The 19250-nt window shown below is 54.5% G+C and carries 19 protein-coding genes; 12 read left to right on the forward strand and 7 right to left on the reverse strand.

Annotated features, from left to right (window positions below; all coding sequences use genetic code 11):
* Positions 1-3 precede the first annotated feature (3 nt).
* The 8 genes from infB (at position 4) to G5574_RS15915 (ending at position 9992) form a co-directional block, all read left to right on the forward strand.
* Positions 4-2688 carry a translation initiation factor IF-2 gene (gene infB / locus G5574_RS15880; RefSeq protein WP_028723648.1) on the forward strand — a complete coding sequence of 895 codons (2685 nt, stop codon included), beginning with the start codon at positions 4-6 and terminating at the stop codon, positions 2686-2688.
* A 65-nt stretch (positions 2689-2753) separates the two neighbouring features.
* Positions 2754-3161, forward strand: a complete 408-nt coding sequence (rbfA, locus tag G5574_RS15885) for a 30S ribosome-binding factor RbfA (RefSeq protein WP_006121764.1) — start codon at positions 2754-2756, stop codon at positions 3159-3161.
* Positions 3161-4105 (forward strand): tRNA pseudouridine(55) synthase TruB, encoded by a 945-nt coding sequence (gene truB / locus G5574_RS15890; protein WP_164482864.1) that lies wholly within the window; start codon positions 3161-3163, stop codon positions 4103-4105. Before rbfA ends, truB begins: the two co-directional genes overlap by 1 nt.
* 123 nt (positions 4106-4228) lie before the next feature.
* Positions 4229-4498 (forward strand): 30S ribosomal protein S15, encoded by a 270-nt coding sequence (rpsO, locus tag G5574_RS15895; RefSeq protein WP_006121766.1) that lies wholly within the window; start codon positions 4229-4231, stop codon positions 4496-4498.
* A gap of 305 nt (positions 4499-4803) precedes the next feature.
* On the forward strand, positions 4804-6933 hold the full coding sequence (gene pnp, locus G5574_RS15900) for a polyribonucleotide nucleotidyltransferase (RefSeq protein WP_164482865.1): 2130 nt from the start codon (positions 4804-4806) through the stop codon (positions 6931-6933).
* Between the two features lie 129 nt (positions 6934-7062).
* Positions 7063-7947, forward strand: a complete 885-nt coding sequence (gene nlpI / locus G5574_RS15905; protein ID WP_033739194.1) for a lipoprotein NlpI — start codon at positions 7063-7065, stop codon at positions 7945-7947.
* Between the two features lie 109 nt (positions 7948-8056).
* Entirely contained in the window at positions 8057-8131 is a 75-nt protein-coding gene (yrbN, locus tag G5574_RS24035; protein WP_226374622.1) for a protein YrbN, read from the forward strand.
* Positions 8124-9992, forward strand: coding sequence for a DEAD/DEAH family ATP-dependent RNA helicase (locus G5574_RS15915; protein ID WP_058702613.1), 1869 nt, complete (start codon positions 8124-8126; stop codon positions 9990-9992). Before yrbN ends, G5574_RS15915 begins: the two co-directional genes overlap by 8 nt.
* Before the next feature lie 181 nt (positions 9993-10173).
* Here G5574_RS15915 and G5574_RS15920 read toward each other — a convergent pair whose 3' ends face one another.
* The 3 genes from G5574_RS15920 to ubiU form a co-directional block, all read right to left on the reverse strand.
* Positions 10174-11184: a luciferase-like monooxygenase gene (locus tag G5574_RS15920; protein WP_006121770.1), complete on the reverse strand. Its 1011-nt coding sequence runs from the start codon at positions 11182-11184 to the stop codon at positions 10174-10176.
* 112 nt (positions 11185-11296) lie between these two features.
* Positions 11297-12181 carry a U32 family peptidase gene (locus tag G5574_RS15925; RefSeq protein ID WP_164482866.1) on the reverse strand — a complete coding sequence of 295 codons (885 nt, stop codon included), beginning with the start codon at positions 12179-12181 and terminating at the stop codon, positions 11297-11299.
* Positions 12182-12190: 9 nt separating this feature from the next.
* Positions 12191-13186 carry a ubiquinone anaerobic biosynthesis protein UbiU gene (ubiU, locus tag G5574_RS15930; RefSeq protein WP_039338888.1) on the reverse strand — a complete coding sequence of 332 codons (996 nt, stop codon included), beginning with the start codon at positions 13184-13186 and terminating at the stop codon, positions 12191-12193.
* A gap of 205 nt (positions 13187-13391) precedes the next feature.
* Here ubiU and ubiT point away from each other — a divergent pair, with 205 nt between their 5' ends.
* Both ubiT and G5574_RS15940 read left to right on the forward strand, forming a co-directional pair.
* Positions 13392-13916 (forward strand): ubiquinone anaerobic biosynthesis accessory factor UbiT, encoded by a 525-nt coding sequence (gene ubiT, locus G5574_RS15935; protein WP_006121773.1) that lies wholly within the window; start codon positions 13392-13394, stop codon positions 13914-13916.
* On the forward strand, positions 13910-14416 hold the full coding sequence (locus G5574_RS15940; protein ID WP_058702611.1) for a GNAT family N-acetyltransferase: 507 nt from the start codon (positions 13910-13912) through the stop codon (positions 14414-14416). Before ubiT ends, G5574_RS15940 begins: the two co-directional genes overlap by 7 nt.
* Here the strand turns inward: G5574_RS15940 and G5574_RS15945 are convergent.
* Entirely contained in the window at positions 14400-14687 is a 288-nt protein-coding gene (locus tag G5574_RS15945; RefSeq protein ID WP_058707939.1) for a GIY-YIG nuclease family protein, read from the reverse strand. The two genes, G5574_RS15940 and G5574_RS15945, sit on opposite strands and share 17 nt — an antisense overlap.
* An 82-nt stretch (positions 14688-14769) precedes the next feature.
* Here G5574_RS15945 and G5574_RS15950 point away from each other — a divergent pair, with 82 nt between their 5' ends.
* Positions 14770-15198 carry a YhbP family protein gene (locus tag G5574_RS15950; RefSeq protein WP_033739205.1) on the forward strand — a complete coding sequence of 143 codons (429 nt, stop codon included), beginning with the start codon at positions 14770-14772 and terminating at the stop codon, positions 15196-15198.
* 37 nt (positions 15199-15235) lie between these two features.
* On the opposite strand, the gene G5574_RS15955 is transcribed toward G5574_RS15950, so the two are convergent.
* On the reverse strand, positions 15236-15757 hold the full coding sequence (locus G5574_RS15955) for a type 1 glutamine amidotransferase domain-containing protein (RefSeq protein WP_006121777.1): 522 nt from the start codon (positions 15755-15757) through the stop codon (positions 15236-15238).
* A gap of 145 nt (positions 15758-15902) precedes the next feature.
* Here G5574_RS15955 and G5574_RS15960 point away from each other — a divergent pair, with 145 nt between their 5' ends.
* Entirely contained in the window at positions 15903-16535 is a 633-nt protein-coding gene (locus G5574_RS15960; protein WP_039338886.1) for an NAD-dependent epimerase/dehydratase family protein, read from the forward strand.
* Here the strand turns inward: G5574_RS15960 and nrdG are convergent.
* A complete protein-coding gene (gene nrdG / locus G5574_RS15965) occupies positions 16527-16994 on the reverse strand; it encodes an anaerobic ribonucleoside-triphosphate reductase-activating protein (RefSeq protein ID WP_033739209.1) in 468 nt (155 codons plus the stop codon). The genes G5574_RS15960 and nrdG overlap by 9 nt on opposite strands.
* Entirely contained in the window at positions 16991-19129 is a 2139-nt protein-coding gene (gene nrdD / locus G5574_RS15970; RefSeq protein WP_039338885.1) for an anaerobic ribonucleoside-triphosphate reductase, read from the reverse strand. The genes nrdG and nrdD overlap by 4 nt, the downstream gene beginning before the upstream one ends.
* Positions 19130-19250 lie beyond the last annotated feature (121 nt).

The following is a 19250-nucleotide window of genomic DNA, read 5'->3' on the forward strand; positions in this document are numbered from 1 at the left end:
AGCATGACAGATGTAACCGTAAAATCGCTGGCAGCAGAAATTCAGACTTCGGTCGATCGCCTGGTACAGCAGTTTGCTGATGCGGGGATCCCAAAGTCTGAAAATGATGCGGTGACCCAGCATGAGAAAGAAACCTTACTGTCTCACCTGAAGCATGGTCAGGCCGGTTCAGGCAAACTGACCCTGCAGCGCAAAACGCGTAGTACCTTGAATATTCCTGGCACCGGGGGTAAAAGTAAATCGGTGCAAATCGAAGTCCGCAAAAAGCGCACGTATGTAAAAGGTGATGCAGAGTCTGAGCAAGCTCAGGCAGAAGCAGAAGCCGAGGCGCAGCGTGAAGCGGAAGAGCAGGCGCAACGCGAGGCCGCTGAACAGGCGCGTCGTGAAGCGGAACAAAAAGCGCAACGTGAAGCCGAAGAGAAAGCCAGGCGCGAAGCCGCTGAAAAGGCTAAGCGTGCAGCAGCGGAAAATGAGAAAGTGACTAATCAACCTACCGACGAAGTGACCAAGGCCGCCCAGTCCGATAAAGCACGTCGTGAAGCTGAAGCCGCTGAACTGAAGCGTAAAGCGGAAGAAGAAGCGCGTCGTAAGCTGGAAGAGGCTGCCCGCCTCGCCGCGGAAGAAGCCCGCCGTTTAGCCGAAGAAAAAGCGGCTGAATGGGAAAAGCCTGAAGAAGAGGATAAGGGCGACTATCACGTCACCACCTCAACACATGCCCGTCAGGCCGAAGACGAGAACGATCGTCAGGTCGAAGCGGGTCGTGCCCGCACGCGCAGTGCTAAAGCCGCGCGTCCGGTGAAAAAAGGCAACAAGCATTCAGAAGCCAAAACCGACCGCGAAGAAGCCCGTGCGCAGGTTCGTGGTGGTAAAGGTGGTAAGCATCGTAAGCCAAGCGCTCTGCAGCAGGGCTTCAACAAGCCAGCACAGGCGGTTAACCGCGATGTGGTGATTGGCGAAACCATCACCGTTGCTGAACTGGCTAACAAAATGGCCGTTAAAGGTTCACTGGTCATCAAAGCGATGATGAAAATGGGCGCTATGGCGACCATCAACCAGGTTATCGACCAGGAAACCGCACAGCTGGTTGCCGAAGAAATGGGCCACAAGGTGACCCTTCGTCGTGAAAACGAGCTGGAAGAAGCGGTAATGGACGATCGTGATACCGATGCAGCGCAGGAAGCGCGTGCGCCGGTTGTGACCATTATGGGCCACGTTGACCACGGTAAAACCTCACTGCTGGATTACATCCGCTCGACCAAAATCGCCTCTGGCGAAGCGGGCGGGATTACACAGCACATCGGTGCATACCACGTCGAAACCGACAACGGTATGATCACCTTCCTGGATACCCCGGGCCACGCCGCGTTTACCGCGATGCGTGCGCGTGGTGCGCAGGCAACGGATATCGTTATCCTTGTGGTGGCGGCAGATGATGGTGTGATGCCACAAACCATCGAAGCGATTCAGCACGCCAAAGCCGCGAAAGTGCCGGTTGTGGTAGCTGTCAACAAGTGCGATAAGCCAGAAGCCGATCCGGATCGTGTTAAAAATGAACTGACACAGTACGGCATCATTCCGGAAGAGTGGGGCGGCGAAAACATGTTCGTCAACGTCTCTGCGAAAGCGGGTACCGGTATTGACGATCTGCTGAACGCGATTCTGCTGCAGGCAGAAGTGCTTGAGCTGACGGCCATTCGTGCCGGTATGGCCAGCGGCGTTGTGATCGAATCGTTCCTCGACAAAGGTCGTGGTCCGGTTGCGACCGTTCTGGTACGCGAAGGTACGCTGAACAAAGGCGATATCGTTCTGTGTGGCTTTGAATACGGCCGTGTTCGTGCAATGCGTGACGAACTGGGACGTGAAGTCATGGAAGCGGGCCCGTCGATCCCGGTTGAGATCCTCGGCTTGTCCGGTGTTCCGGCGGCAGGTGATGAAGCGACCGTGGTGCGTGACGAGAAGAAAGCCCGTGAAGTGGCACTGTATCGTCAGGGCAAATTCCGCGAAGTGAAACTGGCACGTCAGCAGAAATCTAAGCTGGAAAACATGTTTGCTAACATGACCGAAGGCGAAGTATCTGAACTGAACATCGTGCTGAAAGCCGACGTTCAGGGCTCTGTGGAAGCGATCTCCGACTCCCTGCTCAAACTCTCCACCGACGAAGTGAAGGTGAAGATTGTGGGTTCAGGCGTAGGTGGTATCACCGAAACCGACGCGACGCTGGCAGCCGCATCTAACGCGATTATCCTTGGCTTTAACGTCCGTGCTGACGCATCTGCGCGTCGCGTCATCGACGCTGAAAGCCTGGATCTGCGTTACTACTCCGTCATCTATAACCTGATTGACGAAGTGAAAGCCGCAATGAGCGGTATGCTGGCACCAGAGTACAAACAGCAGATCATCGGTCTGGCTGAAGTGCGTGACGTGTTCAAATCACCGAAATTTGGTGCTATCGCAGGTTGTATGGTGACGGAAGGTAACATCAAGCGTCACAACCCAATCCGCGTCCTGCGCGATAACGTGGTGATCTACGAAGGTGAGCTTGAATCACTGCGTCGCTTTAAAGATGACGTTAACGAAGTGCGTAACGGCATGGAGTGCGGTATCGGCGTGAAGAACTATAATGACGTTCGTGTCGGCGATATGATCGAAGTCTTCGAAGTGATTGAAGTTAAACGCACCATCGCTTAAGTCCTGGCGTTGATGATGCAATTTGGGAGGCCGCTGGCCTCCCGAATTATTTGGGAGAAATAAAAATGGCGAAAGAATTTGGCCGTCCGCAGCGTGTATCACAGGAGCTGCAAAAAGAGATTGCGATGATTCTGCAGCGTGAGATTAAAGATCCACGCCTTGGCATGATGGTGACCGTTTCGGGTGTTGAGGTATCACGTGACCTCGCTTACGCCAAAGTGTTTGTGACATTCCTCAACGATCAAGATGAAGAAGCCGTAAAAAATGGCCTGAAAGCGTTGAAAGAAGCCTCGGGTTATATCCGTACGCTGCTGGGTAAAGCCATGCGCCTGCGTATCGTGCCTGAACTGACCTTCTTCTACGATAACTCGTTGATTGAAGGGATGCGCATGTCCAACCTCGTGACTAACGTGGTAAAAAAAGACGTTGAGCGTCGTGGTCCAGAAACCACGGATGATGACGAGGAGGCGTAATGAGTCGTCCTCGTCGTCGCGGTCGCGACGTCCATGGCGTTTTGTTGCTGGATAAGCCACAAGGCATGTCGTCTAACGATGTTCTGCAGAAGGTGAAGCGCATTTTTAACGCTAACCGTGCAGGACACACCGGTGCACTTGATCCGCTGGCAACCGGCATGTTGCCGATCTGTCTGGGTGAAGCCACCAAGTTCTCGCAGTATCTGCTGGATTCCGATAAGCGTTATCGCGTGATTGCCCGGTTAGGTGAACGTACCGATACCTCCGATGCGGACGGGAACCGGGTACAAACCCGTCCCGTGACCTTTACCCAGGCCGATCTGGATACCGCACTGGACAGTTTTCGTGGTGACATTATGCAGGTGCCGTCGATGTTTTCAGCATTGAAACATCAGGGTCGGAAACTGTATGAATATGCCCGCGAAGGCATCACTATCGAACGTGAGCCCCGGCCGATCACCGTGTATGACTTGCAGTTTATTCGCTGGCAGGGCAGTGAGCTTGAGCTGGAAATTCACTGCTCTAAAGGTACCTACATCCGTACTATTATTGACGATTTGGGTGAAAAGCTGGGCTGCGGTGCGCATGTCATCATGCTGCGTCGTTTGCAGGTAGCACGCTATCCCTTCGAAAGAATGGTCACGCTGGAGCAGCTTCAGGCGTTGCAGGCAGAGGCGAACGCCTCAGGCGACGATCTGGCGTTACAGCTCGATCCTCTGCTGCTGCCCATGGACAGTCCGGCTGCGGATTTTCCTGCGGTCAACCTGTCAGCGGATGTGGCGGCCTACTTTAAACAGGGCCAGCCGGTGCATGCAAGTCAGGCACCTGACCAGGGGCTGGTTCGCGTCACCGAAGGTCAAACACGCAAGTTTATCGGTATGGCAGAAGTGGCCGACGATGGCCGGATTGCTCCACGCCGTTTAGTGGTTGAGTATCAGAATTAAGTTGTGCGCTTTTCATTAAGGGCATTTGCGTTGCCTTCTGGCGAAGAGTAGAATAGCGCGGCTTTAAAGCGGGATGCTGAATTAGAGATCGGCGCCCATACATTCATTTAACTGGAGTTTATTATGTCTCTAAGCGTAGAAGCTAAAGCAGAGATCGTTGCTAAATATGGTCGTGGTGCTAACGACAGCGGTTCAACTGAAGTTCAGGTTGCACTGTTGACCGCGCAGATCAGCCATCTGCAGGGCCACTTCTCTGAGCACAAAAAAGACCACCACAGCCGCCGCGGTCTGCTGCGCATGGTATCTCAGCGTCGTAAGCTGCTGGACTACCTGAAGCGTAAAGACGTTGCACGCTACAGCAGCCTGATCGAAAGCCTCGGTCTGCGTCGCTAAGTCTTAAAATCGGATCGTCTGGGATGCCACAAATGTGTGCTAAAACCCCTTTGGCGATCAGATTTGTGCGAGTTTCATGAAAAGGGGGCCTTTATGGCCCCTTTTTTCGAGCAATGCGCAGCAATCCTGAGCAAACTCATGTATTGTTGTTGGGTGTGATCTTTGTTTGCAGAGGTTCGCGCGGCTAATGAGAGGCTTTACCGCAGGGGCGGTTAAGGGTTGTCATTAGTCGCGAGGATGCAACGGAGATCGGTAATTAATGGCAGGCTCAAGATAGCACTGCCCCGATGTTAAGGACTTTGATTTTGCTTAATCCGATCGTACGCAAATTCCAATATGGTCAACATACCGTCACGCTGGAAACCGGCATGATGGCTCGCCAGGCGACTGCCGCCGTTATGGTGAGCATGGATGACACCGCTGTTTTTGTCACCGTTGTTGGCCAGAAAAAAACCAAACTAGGCCAGGACTTCTTCCCACTGACCGTTAACTATCAGGAGCGTACCTACGCTGCTGGTCGTATCCCGGGCAGCTTCTTCCGTCGCGAAGGTCGTCCAAGCGAAGGTGAAACGCTGATTTCACGTCTGATTGACCGTCCGGTGCGTCCTCTGTTCCCGGAAGGGTTTGTTAACGAAGTTCAGGTGATTGCGACCGTTGTTTCGGTCAACCCACAGGTTCACCCAGACATCGTTGCGATGATCGGTGCCTCTGCCGCGCTGGCGCTGTCGGGTCTGCCTTTCAATGGCCCAATCGGTGCGGCGCGTGTGGGTTATATCAATGACCAGTACGTACTGAACCCAACGGCTGACGAACTGAAAACGTCACGTCTGGATCTGGTGGTTGCAGGTACGCAGAACGCCGTTCTGATGGTGGAATCTGAAGCAGAAATCCTGTCTGAAGAACAAATGCTGGGTGCTGTGGTGTTCGGCCACGATCAGCAGCAGGTGGTGATTGAAAACATTAATGCACTGGTCGCTGAAGCGGGCAAACCGCGTTGGGACTGGCAGCCAGAAGCGGCCAATACCGCACTGATTTCACGTGTCGCGGCCCTGGCTGAAGCGCGTATCAGCGATGCGTACCGTATCACTGACAAGCAAGCGCGTTATGCCCAGGTTGACGCCATCAAAGACGAAACCATCGCGGCGCTGCTGGCGGAAGACGAATCCCTGGATGCGGCTGAAATCGGTGATATCGTGCACAGCCTGGAGAAGACGGTTGTTCGTACCCGTATTCTGAACGGCGAGCCGCGTATCGATGGCCGTGAAAAAGACATGATTCGTGGTCTGGACGTGCGGACCGGCGTACTGCCGCGTACCCATGGTTCAGCCCTGTTCACCCGTGGTGAAACACAGGCGCTGGTGACCGCAACGCTGGGTACCACCCGCGATGCGCAGAACCTGGATGAACTGATGGGTGAGCGTACCGACAGCTTCCTGTTCCACTACAACTTCCCTCCCTACTCAGTAGGTGAAACCGGTATGGTGGGCTCGCCTAAGCGTCGTGAAATTGGTCACGGTCGTCTGGCGAAGCGCGGCGTGTTGGCCGTAATGCCAAAAGTGGAAGATTTCCCTTACACCGTTCGTGTCGTGTCTGAAATCACTGAATCAAACGGTTCATCTTCTATGGCTTCCGTCTGTGGTGCTTCTCTGGCGCTGATGGACGCGGGCGTACCTATTAAAGCGTCTGTTGCCGGTATCGCGATGGGCCTGGTAAAAGAAGACGACAAATTTGTTGTTCTGTCTGACATTCTGGGTGATGAAGATCACCTGGGTGATATGGACTTCAAAGTGGCGGGTAGCCGTGACGGTATCACCGCGCTGCAGATGGACATCAAAATTGAAGGCATCACCCGCGAGATCATGCAGGTAGCGCTGAATCAGGCCAAAGGTGCACGTCTGCACATTCTGGGCGTGATGGAGCAGGCTATCAGCACGCCGCGTCAGGAAATCTCTGAGTTCGCACCGCGCATTTACACCATCAAGATCAGTTCAGATAAGATCAAAGATGTGATCGGTAAAGGCGGTTCTGTTATCCGTGCGCTGACCGAAGAAACAGGCACCACCATCGAAATCGAAGATGACGGTACGGTGAAAATCGCGGCAACTGATGGCCTGAAAGCGAAAGAAGCGATTCGTCGCATCGAAGAGATCACCGCTGAAATCGAAGTGGGCCGCATTTACAGCGGTAAAGTCACGCGCATTGTCGATTTCGGTGCTTTCGTTGCTATCGGCGGCGGTAAAGAAGGTCTGGTGCACATTTCACAAATCGCTGATAAGCGCGTTGAGAAAGTGACGGATTATCTGCAGATGGGTCAGGAAGTACCGGTGAAGGTGATGGAAGTGGATCGCCAGGGCCGTGTCCGTCTGAGCATCAAAGAAGCGACAGAAACCAAGCCTGAGGCTGTTGCAGCTGAGAGCGCACCTGACGCTGAATAAGTCTTTCCTGATTTGCCTCTCCTTGCCTGGCAGGGGGAGGCTTTTGTGTCATCGCGAGGGCAGGAATCCTTGTGCACAGCAGGCGGATAACAGGACGGTTGTCCCAATGTTTGTATTCGGGAGTGGGAAATGAAGCCTTTTTTGCGCTGGTGTTTTGTTGCGACAGCTTTGACGCTGGCAGGATGCAGCAACTCCAATTGGCGTAAGAACGAAGTTCTTGCAGTACCTTTACAGCCCACACTGCAGCAGGAAGTGATTCTGGCTCGCATGGAACAAATTCTTGCCAGTCGAGCCCTTACCGATGATGAACGCGCACAGCTGTTATATGAGCGCGGAGTGTTGTATGATAGTTTGGGTCTGAGGGCATTAGCGCGGAACGATTTTTCGCAAGCGCTGTCTATAAGACCTGATATGCCAGAAGTGTTTAACTATCTTGGTATATACTTAACGCAGGCGGGCAACTATGATGCCGCCTATGAAGCGTTTGATTCTGTACTTGAGCTTGATCCAACTTACAACTATGCGCATTTAAATCGTGGTATCGCCCTCTATTACGGTGGTCGATACAAGTTAGCGCAAGATGATCTGCTGGCGTTTTATCAAGACGATCCTAACGATCCTTTCCGTAGCTTGTGGCTCTATCTTGTTGAAAGCAAGATGGACGCAGCCAAAGCAAAAGTGGCGCTTAAACAGCGTTACGATAAAGCGGTTAAGGACCAATGGGGATGGAATATTGTCGAGTTCTACCTGGGCGACATCAGCGAAGCAACACTGATGGAACGTCTCAAGGCGGACGCAACGGATAACACCTCGCTCGCTGAACATCTCAGTGAAACCAACTTCTATTTAGGTAAGTATTACCTAAGTCTGGGGGAGAAGGACAACGCAGAAGCGTTGTTCAAACTGGCGGTCGCCAACAACGTGAATAACTTTGTTGAACACCGATACGCATTGTTGGAACTGGCGCTACTCGGCCAGGCACAAGACGATTTATCAGAATCTGACCAGCAATAGCTGACGAACTTTTTTGCCTGTAAACCTGTCAAGTCATCATCTTCAGGGATGAGGGCTTTTCTGTTCGTCAAAACTTCTAATTTGAGCCGGTTCACACTTTTTGATGAAAATGACTGAAAGTTTTCACGACGAGTTATGTAGACTGGCCGCCGCAATCAACGAGGCACGTGTACTACATGACTGATATTCAAACCACTTTTGCAGACCTTGGCCTGAACGCCGACATCCTTGAATCACTGAACGGCATGGGCTACGTAAAGCCATCCCCAATCCAGGCTGAGTGTATTCCTCACTTGTTGGCGGGCCGTGACGTGTTAGGCATGGCGCAGACCGGGAGTGGTAAAACGGCAGCGTTCTCTCTGCCGCTGTTAAACAACATTGATCCGACTATTAAAGCACCGCAAATTTTGGTGCTGGCTCCGACCCGCGAACTGGCGGTTCAGGTTGCTGAAGCGATGACCGAATTCTCTAAGCACATGCGCGGTCTGAACGTAGTTGCCCTTTACGGCGGCCAGCGTTATGACGTGCAGCTGCGTGCTCTGCGCCAGGGACCCCAGGTTGTTGTGGGAACCCCAGGTCGTCTGCTGGATCACCTGAAGCGTGGCACGTTAGATCTGTCTAATCTGCGTGGTCTGGTGCTGGACGAAGCAGATGAAATGTTACGTATGGGCTTCATCGAAGACGTTGAAACCATCATGGCGCAGATCCCCGAAGGTCATCAGACCGCGCTGTTCTCTGCCACCATGCCAGAAGCGATTCGTCGCATCACCAAGCGTTTCATGAAAGATCCGCAGGAAGTGCGTATTCAGTCGAGCCTGACAACGCGTCCTGACATCAGCCAGAGCTACTGGACGGCTTACGGCCGTAAAACCGATGCACTGGTTCGCTTCCTGGAAGCAGAAGATTTTGATGCGGCGATCATCTTCGTTCGTACCAAAAATGCCACTCTGGAAGTCGCTGAAGCGCTGGAGCGTAGCGGTTACAACAGCGCGGCCCTGAACGGTGATATGAACCAGGCCCTGCGTGAGCAGACGCTGGAGCGTTTGAAAGATGGTCGTCTGGACATCCTGATCGCGACTGACGTTGCGGCTCGTGGCCTGGACGTTGAGCGTATCAGCCTGGTTGTTAACTACGATATCCCGATGGACGCCGAATCTTACGTTCACCGCATTGGCCGTACGGGTCGTGCGGGTCGTGCGGGTCGCGCACTGCTGTTCGTTGAGAACCGCGAGCGTCGTCTGCTGCGCAACATCGAACGCACCATGAAGCTGACTATTCCGGAAGTTGAGCTGCCAAACGCAGAGCTGCTGGGTCAGCGTCGTCTGGCTAAGTTTGCCGCGAAAGTTCAGCAGCAGCTGGAAAGCAGCGATCTGGAACAGTACCGTGCACTGCTGACCAAAATGCAGCCTGAAGAAGAGCTGGATATCGAAACGCTGGCGGCCGCCCTGCTGAAAATGGCACAGGGTGAGCGTCCGCTGATCGTACCTGCTGACGCACCGCGTCCTCCGCGCCGCGAATTCCGTGAGCGTGATGATCGTCGCGACAGCCGTGGTCCACGTGACAGCCGTGATGGCGATCGTCCACGTCGTGAGCGTCGCGATGTTGGCGACATGCAGCTGTATCGCATTGAAGTGGGCCGTGATGACGGTGTTGAAGTTCGTCACATCGTTGGCGCGATTGCTAACGAAGGCGACATCAGCAGCCGTTACATCGGTAACATCAAACTGTTTGGTACGCACTCGACGATCGAACTGCCGAAAGGCATGCCGGGCGATGTCCTGCAGCACTTTACCCGTACGCGTATTCTCAACAAGCCGATGAATATGCAACTGCTGGGTGATGCACAGCCGCATGAAGGTGGCCGTGGTGAGCGTCGTTCAGGTTCTGGCGAGCGTCGTGGTCCTCGTCCTGAAGGTCAGGGCCGTCGTTTCTCTTCTGAGCGCCGTGAAGGTGGTCGTGAAGGTGGACGCAGCTTTAACCGTGAAGGCGGTCGTGGTCCACGTCGTGAAGACGGTGCTGCTGCACCTCGTCGTCGTGACGCATAAGCGAGACGATTTCGCATGATAAAAAGGGAAGCCTGCGGGCTTCCCTTTTTTTTGCCCTTGCGGTAAATCCATGTCAGGGCAGACCGGCTGAGACAGCGGGGAAGCAAGATAAGTAAAGGGAAGCCAGCAGGCTTCCCTTTTTGTCTTTGTCTTTTACCTGGCGCGAAACAGAACGAGGCGTTTACAGCCCGCGTGCCGCCTCCATCGCCAGCTTAAAGGAGTGCAGACGTGCATCGGTATCGTAAATCTGACCGTTAACCATGATCTCATCGGCCTGCGTTTCACGCAGCAGCGAGGCCAGACCGTGACGCACTTTATCCACGTCCCCGACCAGCGACATGCTCAGAGCCTGCTGGACGCCATACTGTTCTGACGGCGACCAGAGACTGTCCATGTTCTGCACCGGGGCAGGTAACGGACCAGGCTTGCCGCGACGCAAATTAATAAACTGCTGCTGCATCGAGGTAAACAGAAAACGGGCGTCGCTTTCCGTGTCCGCCGCCACGATGTTAATGCAGACGGTAGCATAAGGTTCAGCAAGGCGGGCTGACGGTGTAAAGTTTTCACGATAAACATGCAGAGCCTGGAACAGCTGGTCCGGTGCGAAATGCGAGGCAAACGCAAACGGCAGCCCCATTTTGGCCGAGAGCTGGGCGCTGTACAGGCTGGAACCCAGTAACCAGACGGGAATTTTCATCCCTAAACCAGGTACCGGCTGAACAGGCGGCTGTGCGCCAGCTTCTGCATCAAACCAGTGAATCAGCTCGGCCACATCATCCGGAAACGTATCGGCCTGCATGCCTGACAGGTTGCGACGTAAAGCCAGCATCGTGCGCTGATCCGATCCTGGCGCACGGCCTAATCCCAGATCGATGCGATCGGGATACAGCGATGCCAGGGTGCCGAACTGTTCTGCGATCACCAGCGGCGCGTGATTGGGCAACATAATGCCGCCAGAGCCCAGACGCAGCGTCGTGGTGTTTGCGGCCAGATAGCCGATTAACACGGCTGTGGCGGCGCTGGCGATGCCGGTCATATTATGGTGCTCAGCTAACCAGTAACGTTCAAATCCCAGGGCTTCGGCCTGACGTGCCAGCGCAAGTGAATTCTGAAACGCATCACGTGGCGTAGCGCCCTGAGGAACAGGGGCAAGATCGAGTACAGAGAGGCGAACGTTTTTTTTCTCAGACATGGGTACTCCAGAGGTTATAGCGCAGGTTTCATACCCTGCACTATTAAGTATTGCGCAACATTCGCTATATTAAAACGCTTTACGCCCACTCTCTGTTGCCTGTATGTGCGTTTCAGTCGGTGGTCTGTAAAACCATCCCCGGCAGTTTACGCCAGTAGCCATTGCAGTCCCGGTTTTTCTCGATCGCTAACGGGGCCTGGCCCGCTTCGTTGTCGCGAAAACGGTCAACAAGGCTTAAGGTTTCCACGCTTTGTGGTGAAAGTCGCACAATATCGACACAGTTGTGCATGCTTACCAGATCGTTGCCCAGGTTGTAACAGTAGCCACTCAGCGTCTGAATACCGTTCAGAACGAAAACCTGTTGTTGCTCCTGCGAAAGCACCCTGCGTCCGTTCGGATAATGACGGCAGCAGGTTTCGCAGTCATCTTTAGCGCGATTCTCCGAGCGGGCCGTAAAGCATCGCGCTGACAGAGCCAGCGGTAAATGCCCATAGCCCAGCACCTCCACTTCAAACTGTTCGCGAATACCGCGTGTTTCGCACTGCGCCAGCAGAGGTAACAGCCAGTCTCGTGGCATTTCAACGGGCAGGCACCAGCGCGTCATACCTTCTTTCACCAGCAGATGTAAGGTGTCAGCGTTATAAACGTTCAGGGTAGGACCGGCGACAAAGGGCAGCTTGCGCTCCGCCGCCATGTTGACCGTCCCCATATCGTTGGCCTCGATAAGAAACTCGCCATTTTCGACATAACGCTGTAACTCTTTCAGTTCGGATGGAGATTGCAGCAGCGCCAGCGTGCTCACGACAACCTGCTTGCCGCTGGCAGCCAGCTCACGCGCTAAATCCATCCAGGCGGCAAACGAGGTTGCGCGGCGCTTGCTGCATACGGTTTCGCCCAGGTAAATGATGTCGGCACTGCTTTGGGCGGCGAGATGGTAAAAGTGTTGCAGTGTGTCGCCAGGCCAGTACCACAGCACCGGGCCAAGGGAATATTTCATGCTGTCTCCTTATTGCCAGTCACGATGGTAAGCACCTAACGTGGTTTGCGTTCCTTCAGACAGCGCCCCTAATGTCTGCATCCATTTCTCGCTGACATCAAAGCTATCCGGCGCGGCCTGACAGCGATTGATCGCCTGACGCCAGACGCGCGCCACCTCAGAAATATAGGCGGGGCTGCGCTGACGGCCTTCAATCTTCACTGAGGCAATGCCCGCCCGCAGCAGCTCAGGCAGCAGTTCCAGGGTATTCAGGCTGGTGGGCTCTTCCAGCACGTGGTAGCGCTGTTCGTCAATCTCGTAACGCCCTTTACACAGGGTGGGATAACCCGCGCTTTCATCCGCACCGTAACGGTCAACCAATACGTCATTCAGGCGCACCTCCATCCCGGCAGGCGTTTGCTGCCAGCGCACAAACTTCGCCGGCGAGCAGGCGCCTTTGCTGTTTGGCGATTCCCCTGTGAGCCAGGAGGACAGGTAGCAGCGACCTTCGGCCATAATACACAGGCTGCCAAAGGCAAATACTTCCAGCGGGACTGGCGTACTGCGCGCCAGTTGTTTTACCTGATGGAGGGATAAAACACGGGGCAGCACTACGCGATGCAAAGTGAAATGACGGTGATAAAAACGGATGGCTTCCAGATTGGTGGCCGAGGCCTGAACGGACAAATGTCGCGCTATGTGTGGATAGCGTTCGCGGGCATAGGCCAGCGTGGCGATATCGGCCAGTATCAGCGCATCCGCTCCACAGTCCGCCGCCACATCAATGGCCCGCTGCCAGCGATGCACGCTATCAGGGTGTGCAAAGGTATTAATGGCAACGTGCAGTTTGCGACGATGCTGATGTAAGTAACAGGCTGCTTCACGTAATTTCTTATCCGTAAAGTTTAGCCCGGCAAAATGACGCGCATTGGTATCGTCTTTTAGCCCGACATAGACCGCATCGGCCCCATTCTCAACGGCGGCGCGCAGTGCTGGCAGGCTCCCGGCCGGACACAGCAACTCCATACCCAATCCTCTCGACATACAGATGGAGCCCGAGTCTAGTCATGCCGCGTTGCGCAAATCTTGATTTGGGGCAGGGAAAGCCGTTTTGATGCGTGAGGCTGACGTATTTTTAATCGGTCAGCTGTTGGTTTTATTGATCTCACCGACGGCGATAACCGGTGTCTGTGGCAATATAGCTAAAATTTTTTTAACAGGAGTGACGAGCGTGCTTCAGCGGTTTTCAGCCAGTTTAGTGAAAAATGGTCCTAAAATTATTGGTTTACCGGCGAAGATTGCCCCGTTTACCTTGAAGAAGCCCCTCTTGCAGCAACTCTTAAACTGGCAATTTCGTCATGTTTTGGCTGAAGGTGAGTTAGACTTCCTTCAGGGACGCTTTTTAGGCATTGAGATCCTTGATATGCATCTCACCTGGATGACCACGCTAGAGGATGGCCGACTGAAGGTGTTGCAGCATGCCGAAGCAGATGTCTGGTTCCGGGGCAATGCCAATGATTTGTTGCTGGTAGCCGCGCGTAAAGCGGATCCTGATATGCTTTTCTTTCAGCGTCGATTGCTGATTGAAGGGGATACTGAACTGGGACTGGAGGTTAAGAACGTAATGGATGCAATAGAACTCGACACCATGCCCGTAGGGTTACGTACCGCCATTCAGCACATGGCTGCGATTGTGGAAACAACGATGCAACAGGACGCGAACGCCGCACAGGCACGCGCAGGTGTTTCATGTTAATACGAACGGAAATTGGCGTTGACGCCGCCGGAATCGATGCACTGCTCCGACGTTGTTTCCCTACATCGGCCGAGGCGGAACTGACACAGGCACTGCGCGAAGATGGCCTGTTAACGCTTGGCGTCGTGGCAACCGATGATGAAGGACAAGTGCTGGGTTATGCTGCCTTTAGTCCGGTCACGATGCAGGGCGAGGATCGCGGCTGGGTCGGCCTTGCGCCGCTGGCCGTTGATGAACCTTTACGGGGACAGGGCATTGCGAAACGCCTCATTTACGAAGGTCTGGATACGCTCAATGAGTTTGGTTACAGCGCGGTAGTCGTACTTGGCGAGCCAGCGCTGTTTCATCCGCTGGGATTTGAACCTGCGGCGCGCCGGGGATTGCACTGTCGCTGGCCGGACAGTGAAGCCGCTTTCCAGGTTTACCGTCTGGCCGATAATGCCTTCGACGACGCGGAAGGGCGCATTGAGTATTCAGCCCCCTTTAACGCACTGCGCTAAGCCAGGTTTCGAGACTCTGCGGTTGCTCGGCAACCAGTTGCAGTTTGCGTTGCCGGGGAAGTTGCTTGACCTGATATTCCAGCCTGGATGCCTGCGCGCGGTCACCTGCCGCGCAGGCATAAACCAGCGCCAGTGGGCCTTTTCCGCGCAGGGCCCGGGCTCCACGACCACACTCATGTTGCGCAAGGCGGCGCGTGACGTCGGTCGTGATGCCGGTATATAACAGACCGGCGGCCGTTTGTATCAGGTAAAGTTGCCAGTGCTGACTCATAATCTGTCCCAGAAATGCCTGCCCGGCAGTGTAACGCGCTTCCCCATCGTGCGCTATCCGTTGCCCTTATCCGGAGTTGATTGTGTCTGATCTTTCCCATCTTATTCGCTACCTGAAGAAGCAACATGTCCTGTCACTGTGCTGCAGTGCCGGAAATGAACTGTGGTGTGCAAACTGTTACTACGTGTTTGATGAGGCACGTATGGCATTCTGGTTGATGACGGAACCGGATACACGTCATGGCCTTCTGGCCAGCAAAAATCCTCACGTGGCCGGAACGATCAATGGTCAGCCTAAAACGGTCTTACTGATAAAAGGGGTGCAGTATCGTGGACGCATCAGGCAACTGCGTGAGGAGGAGGCGGTTGAAGCTCGCCATGCCTATCAGCGACGTTTCCCGATGTCACGCAGCGTGTCTGCACCGCTGTGGGAAATCACGCTCGATGAGCTGAAAATGACCGATAACGCGCTGGGATTTGGCAAAAAGATTGCCTGGCTGCGGGAAGAGTAGTGCGCCCTGATCCCTGACGGAAAAGGGCGCCAACGCGTTACAGCGCTTCCAGAATGCGCAGGGACTCACGGTTAAAAGCAGGCAGGTCAGCCGGGGTGCGGCTGGTTACCAGCTTGTCACTGTCCACCACCACTTCTTCATCGCGGAAATCAGCCCCGGCATTAATCAGGTCGACCGCAATGGCTTTTACGCTGGTCATTTTTCGGCCGCGGACGCCATTGGCACTGATCAGCAACTGTGGCCCGTGGCAGATCGCAAACACCGGTTTGCCGCTTGCCACGAAGTCTTTGGTGAAAGCGACGAAGCGGTCGTCGCCGCGCAGGGCGTCAGGTGAATGGCCGCCAGGCAGCAGCAGCGCGTCAAACTCAGCCGCACTGACATCGTCGATGCTGCGGTCAATCTTCACTTCCGCATCACCCTGTTTGCCTTTAACGGTTTTACCCGCCTGCTCCTCAATGGTCACCACCTCGTAGCCAGCACGTTTATACACTTCCGCTGGCGAGGTAAACTCAGAGTCTTCAAATTCATCGGTGATCAATACCGCAATTTTGGTGCTCATCTTTACCCTCCTGTAGGCATGTTAGGCGCTTAATGCGCTATCCTGATACGCATTAAGTCTGGCTGCCGACATCAGGAAAGCAAGCCAGACGGCGCACATTGACCAGATTTTGCACGGCTGGTGATGAAACAGGGACAATTCTGAGATGAATCGCGTATTAGTGACCGGCGCAACCGGATTAGTCGGGTCATATCTGCTGCGTTTACTGGTTGATGATCCTCGCATCGATGAGATTATCGCCCCGACGCGCCGCGCGTTGCCTGTTATGAACAAGGTGATCAATCCGGTTGAGGACGATCTGACCGATGTGCTTCAACCCCTGGATGGGCCACTGACCACGGTATTTTGCTGTCTGGGCACCACGCGCAAACAGGCAGGCAGTAAAGCTGCCTTTATTCATGTGGATTACACGCTGGTGGTGGACACCGCGTTGAATGGCTTACGACTGGGTGCCACGCAGATGCTGGTGGTGAGTGCGCACGGCGCGCATCGCCATTCGCCCTTTTTATACAGCCGCGCAAAAGGTGAGATGGAGAATACGCTGCGTCACCAGAACTGGGCACGCCTGGTTTTCGTCCGGCCATCTTTATTGCTCGGTGAAAGAAAAGAGAAACGCCGCGGAGAAAGCCTGATGGCACCGTTGTTTTCCTGGCTGCCCGGCAACTGGCGTGCAGTGTCAGCACAGGATGTGGCCCGCTGTCTGCATCAGCAGGCCTTCATGGATAAAGCCGACGTCACCCTCATTGAATCCGGGGCGATTCCCCGCTCTTCAGCGTAAATACCAGATGTGCTGATTACGACTGCCGCGCCATAAGAGGGTGGCGTCTTTTTCGGCCTCTTCAAAGCGCCCGTCGATCAGAACGTCAATCCAGGGCAGCACTTCACGCTGCGCGGACGTCAGTGACGCCATTTCATAGCCGGTCCATAGCCAGATATCTTTGCCCGGGCAGGTCTGTTTGACGCGTTTCACCAGACGACGAATATGCGGCACATTCTGTGGATGCAGGGGATCGCCGCCGCTTAACGATAAGCCCTGTCGTGGGATGCGCGTGTCGTTCAGATCGGCCAGCAGTTGTTCTTCCATCGCCAGGGTAAACGGCACCCCGGAATCCAGCCGCCAGGTACGTTGATTGTAACAGCCGCGGCACTGATGCTCGCAGCCAGAGACAAACAGCGTACAGCGGGTGCCGGGGCCGTTCACGATATCGACATCGTAGTAACGATGGATGCGCATCATTCCAGCTGGCCGCTAGTAAGATGTTTCACCCGACGCTGCACTTCCTGTTGTTTTCCCGCATTAAACGGGCGCGCGTCCGGACTGCCCAGATAGCCACAAACCCGCCGTGTGACCGAAACCCGTGCAGGATCGTGATTGCCGCAGTTCGGGCAGGTAAATCCGCGGCTGGTACAGGTGAATTCCCCGTTGAAGCCACAGTCGTAACATTCGTCAATTGGCGTGTTGGTGCCGTAGTAAGGCACGCGGTCGTAGCTGTAATCCCAGACGTCTTCCAGCGCCTTAAGGTTGTGCTGCACATTGGGATATTCGCCGTAACAGATAAAACCGCCATTGGAGAGTGGCGGATAGGGGGCTTCAAAATCGATTTTTTCGTAAGGATTTACCTTCTTCTCAACGTCCAGATGGAAGCTGTTGGTGTAATAACCTTTGTCTGTCACGCCTTTTACCACACCAAATTCAGCCGCATCCAGACGGCAGAAACGGTCACATAAGTTTTCGCTGGGGGTACTGTAGAGGCTAAAGCCATAGCCCGTTTCCGCTTTCCAGGCGTCGGTCGCCGCGCGCAGACGTGCCACGATGGCCACGCCTTTGGCGCGCAGGGTTGCATCATCAAAAGGATGGACTGAGGCGCCGCTCAGCGCATTCAGTGTTTCGTGCAAGCCGATGAAACCGAGAGACAAGGAGGCGCGGCCATTGCGGAAAATCGAACCCACCTCATCGTCTGCCTGCAAACGCACGCCGCAGGCACCTTCCATATAAAGAATGGGCGCAACCCGGGCTTTGGTTTTTTCCAGCCGGGCAACACGCGTCATCAATGCCCGTTTCGCCAGCATCAGCCTGTCATCCAGTAACGCCCAGAAACGCGCCTCATCACCCCGTGCTTCCAGCGCGATACGTGGCAGATTCAGACTGATGACGCCGATATTGTTGCGCCCTTCATGAATCTGCTCGCCATTTTCTTCGTAAACGCCCAGAAAACTGCGACAGCCCATCGGCGTTTTAAAGGAGCCGGTAACCTTAACGACCTGATCATAATTGAGAATATCGGGATACATTCGTTTGCTGGCACAGGCCAGCGCCAGTTGCTTAATGTCATAGTTCACATCGCCCGGACGACGGTTAACGCCTTCCCGAATCGCAAACACCAGCTTCGGGAAGACGGCCGTTTTGCGATTTTTACCCAGTCCTGCCAGACGGTTACGCAAGATGGATGTCTGCACCAGACGGGCGGCCCAGCTTGTCCCCAACCCGAACCCAAACGTGACAAACGGTGTCTGACCATTTGCCGTATGCAGCGTGTTCACCTCATATTCCAGCGACTGAAAGGCGTCATAACACTCTTTTTCGGTACGCTGGCGGGCATAGGCTTCCGCCTGCGGGATATCCCAGTGCTGCGCTACCTCTTTATGCCGGGCAAAACTTTTTTCAACATAGGGTGCCAGCACCTCGTCAATTCGATTCAGCGTGGTTCCGCCATAGATATGGCTGGCAACCTGGGCAATGATTTGCGCGGTCACCGCAGTGGCGGTAGCAATCGACCTGGGCGGCTCGATCTCCGCGTTACCCATTTTAAAACCGTTGGTCAGCATGCCTTTCAAATCGATCAGCATGCAGTTAAACATGGGGAAGAAAGGCGAGTAATCGAGATCGTGATAATGGATCTCGCCGCGCTCATGCGCCTGAACCACATCACGAGGCAGGATTTGCTGCTGGGCGTAATGTTTCGCCACAATCCCGGCCAGCAAATCGCGTTGGGTCGGGATCACTTTGCTGTCTTTATTGGCATTTTCATGAAGCAGGGCGGCATTGGTCTGATCGACCAGGCCACGGATGGCATGATGCAGCTGGCTGCGGCGTTCGCGCTCGACGTCACGATCGTGACGATAGGCAATATAAGCCCGTGCCAGTTGTGGATAAGGTCCGGCCATCAGCGTCTCTTCCACCGCACACTGAATATCCTGAATGTCGACGTCCTGACGATCAACCAGTTGTGCGCTAACCTGTCCGGCCACCGCGTCGCACCATGCGGCATCGTCGACGTTCGCTGCCCGCGCAGCCGCCATAACGGCCGCTGCGATACGTTGTGCATCAAAGCTTACGCGGCATCCGTCGCGCTTTATCACCACCGTTGCCATGCTCTCTCCGTTAACTACATATAGGTGTTGTTTCGGATTTTAGGCTCAACATGTAGTGACTGCAGCGAATTAATTCGTCTCGTTTTGACCTGAAACAAAGAAGCCGTAAACACGCGCAGAA

This window comes from Pantoea stewartii, assembly GCF_011044475.1.
Lineage (GTDB): Bacteria > Pseudomonadota > Gammaproteobacteria > Enterobacterales > Enterobacteriaceae > Pantoea > Pantoea stewartii.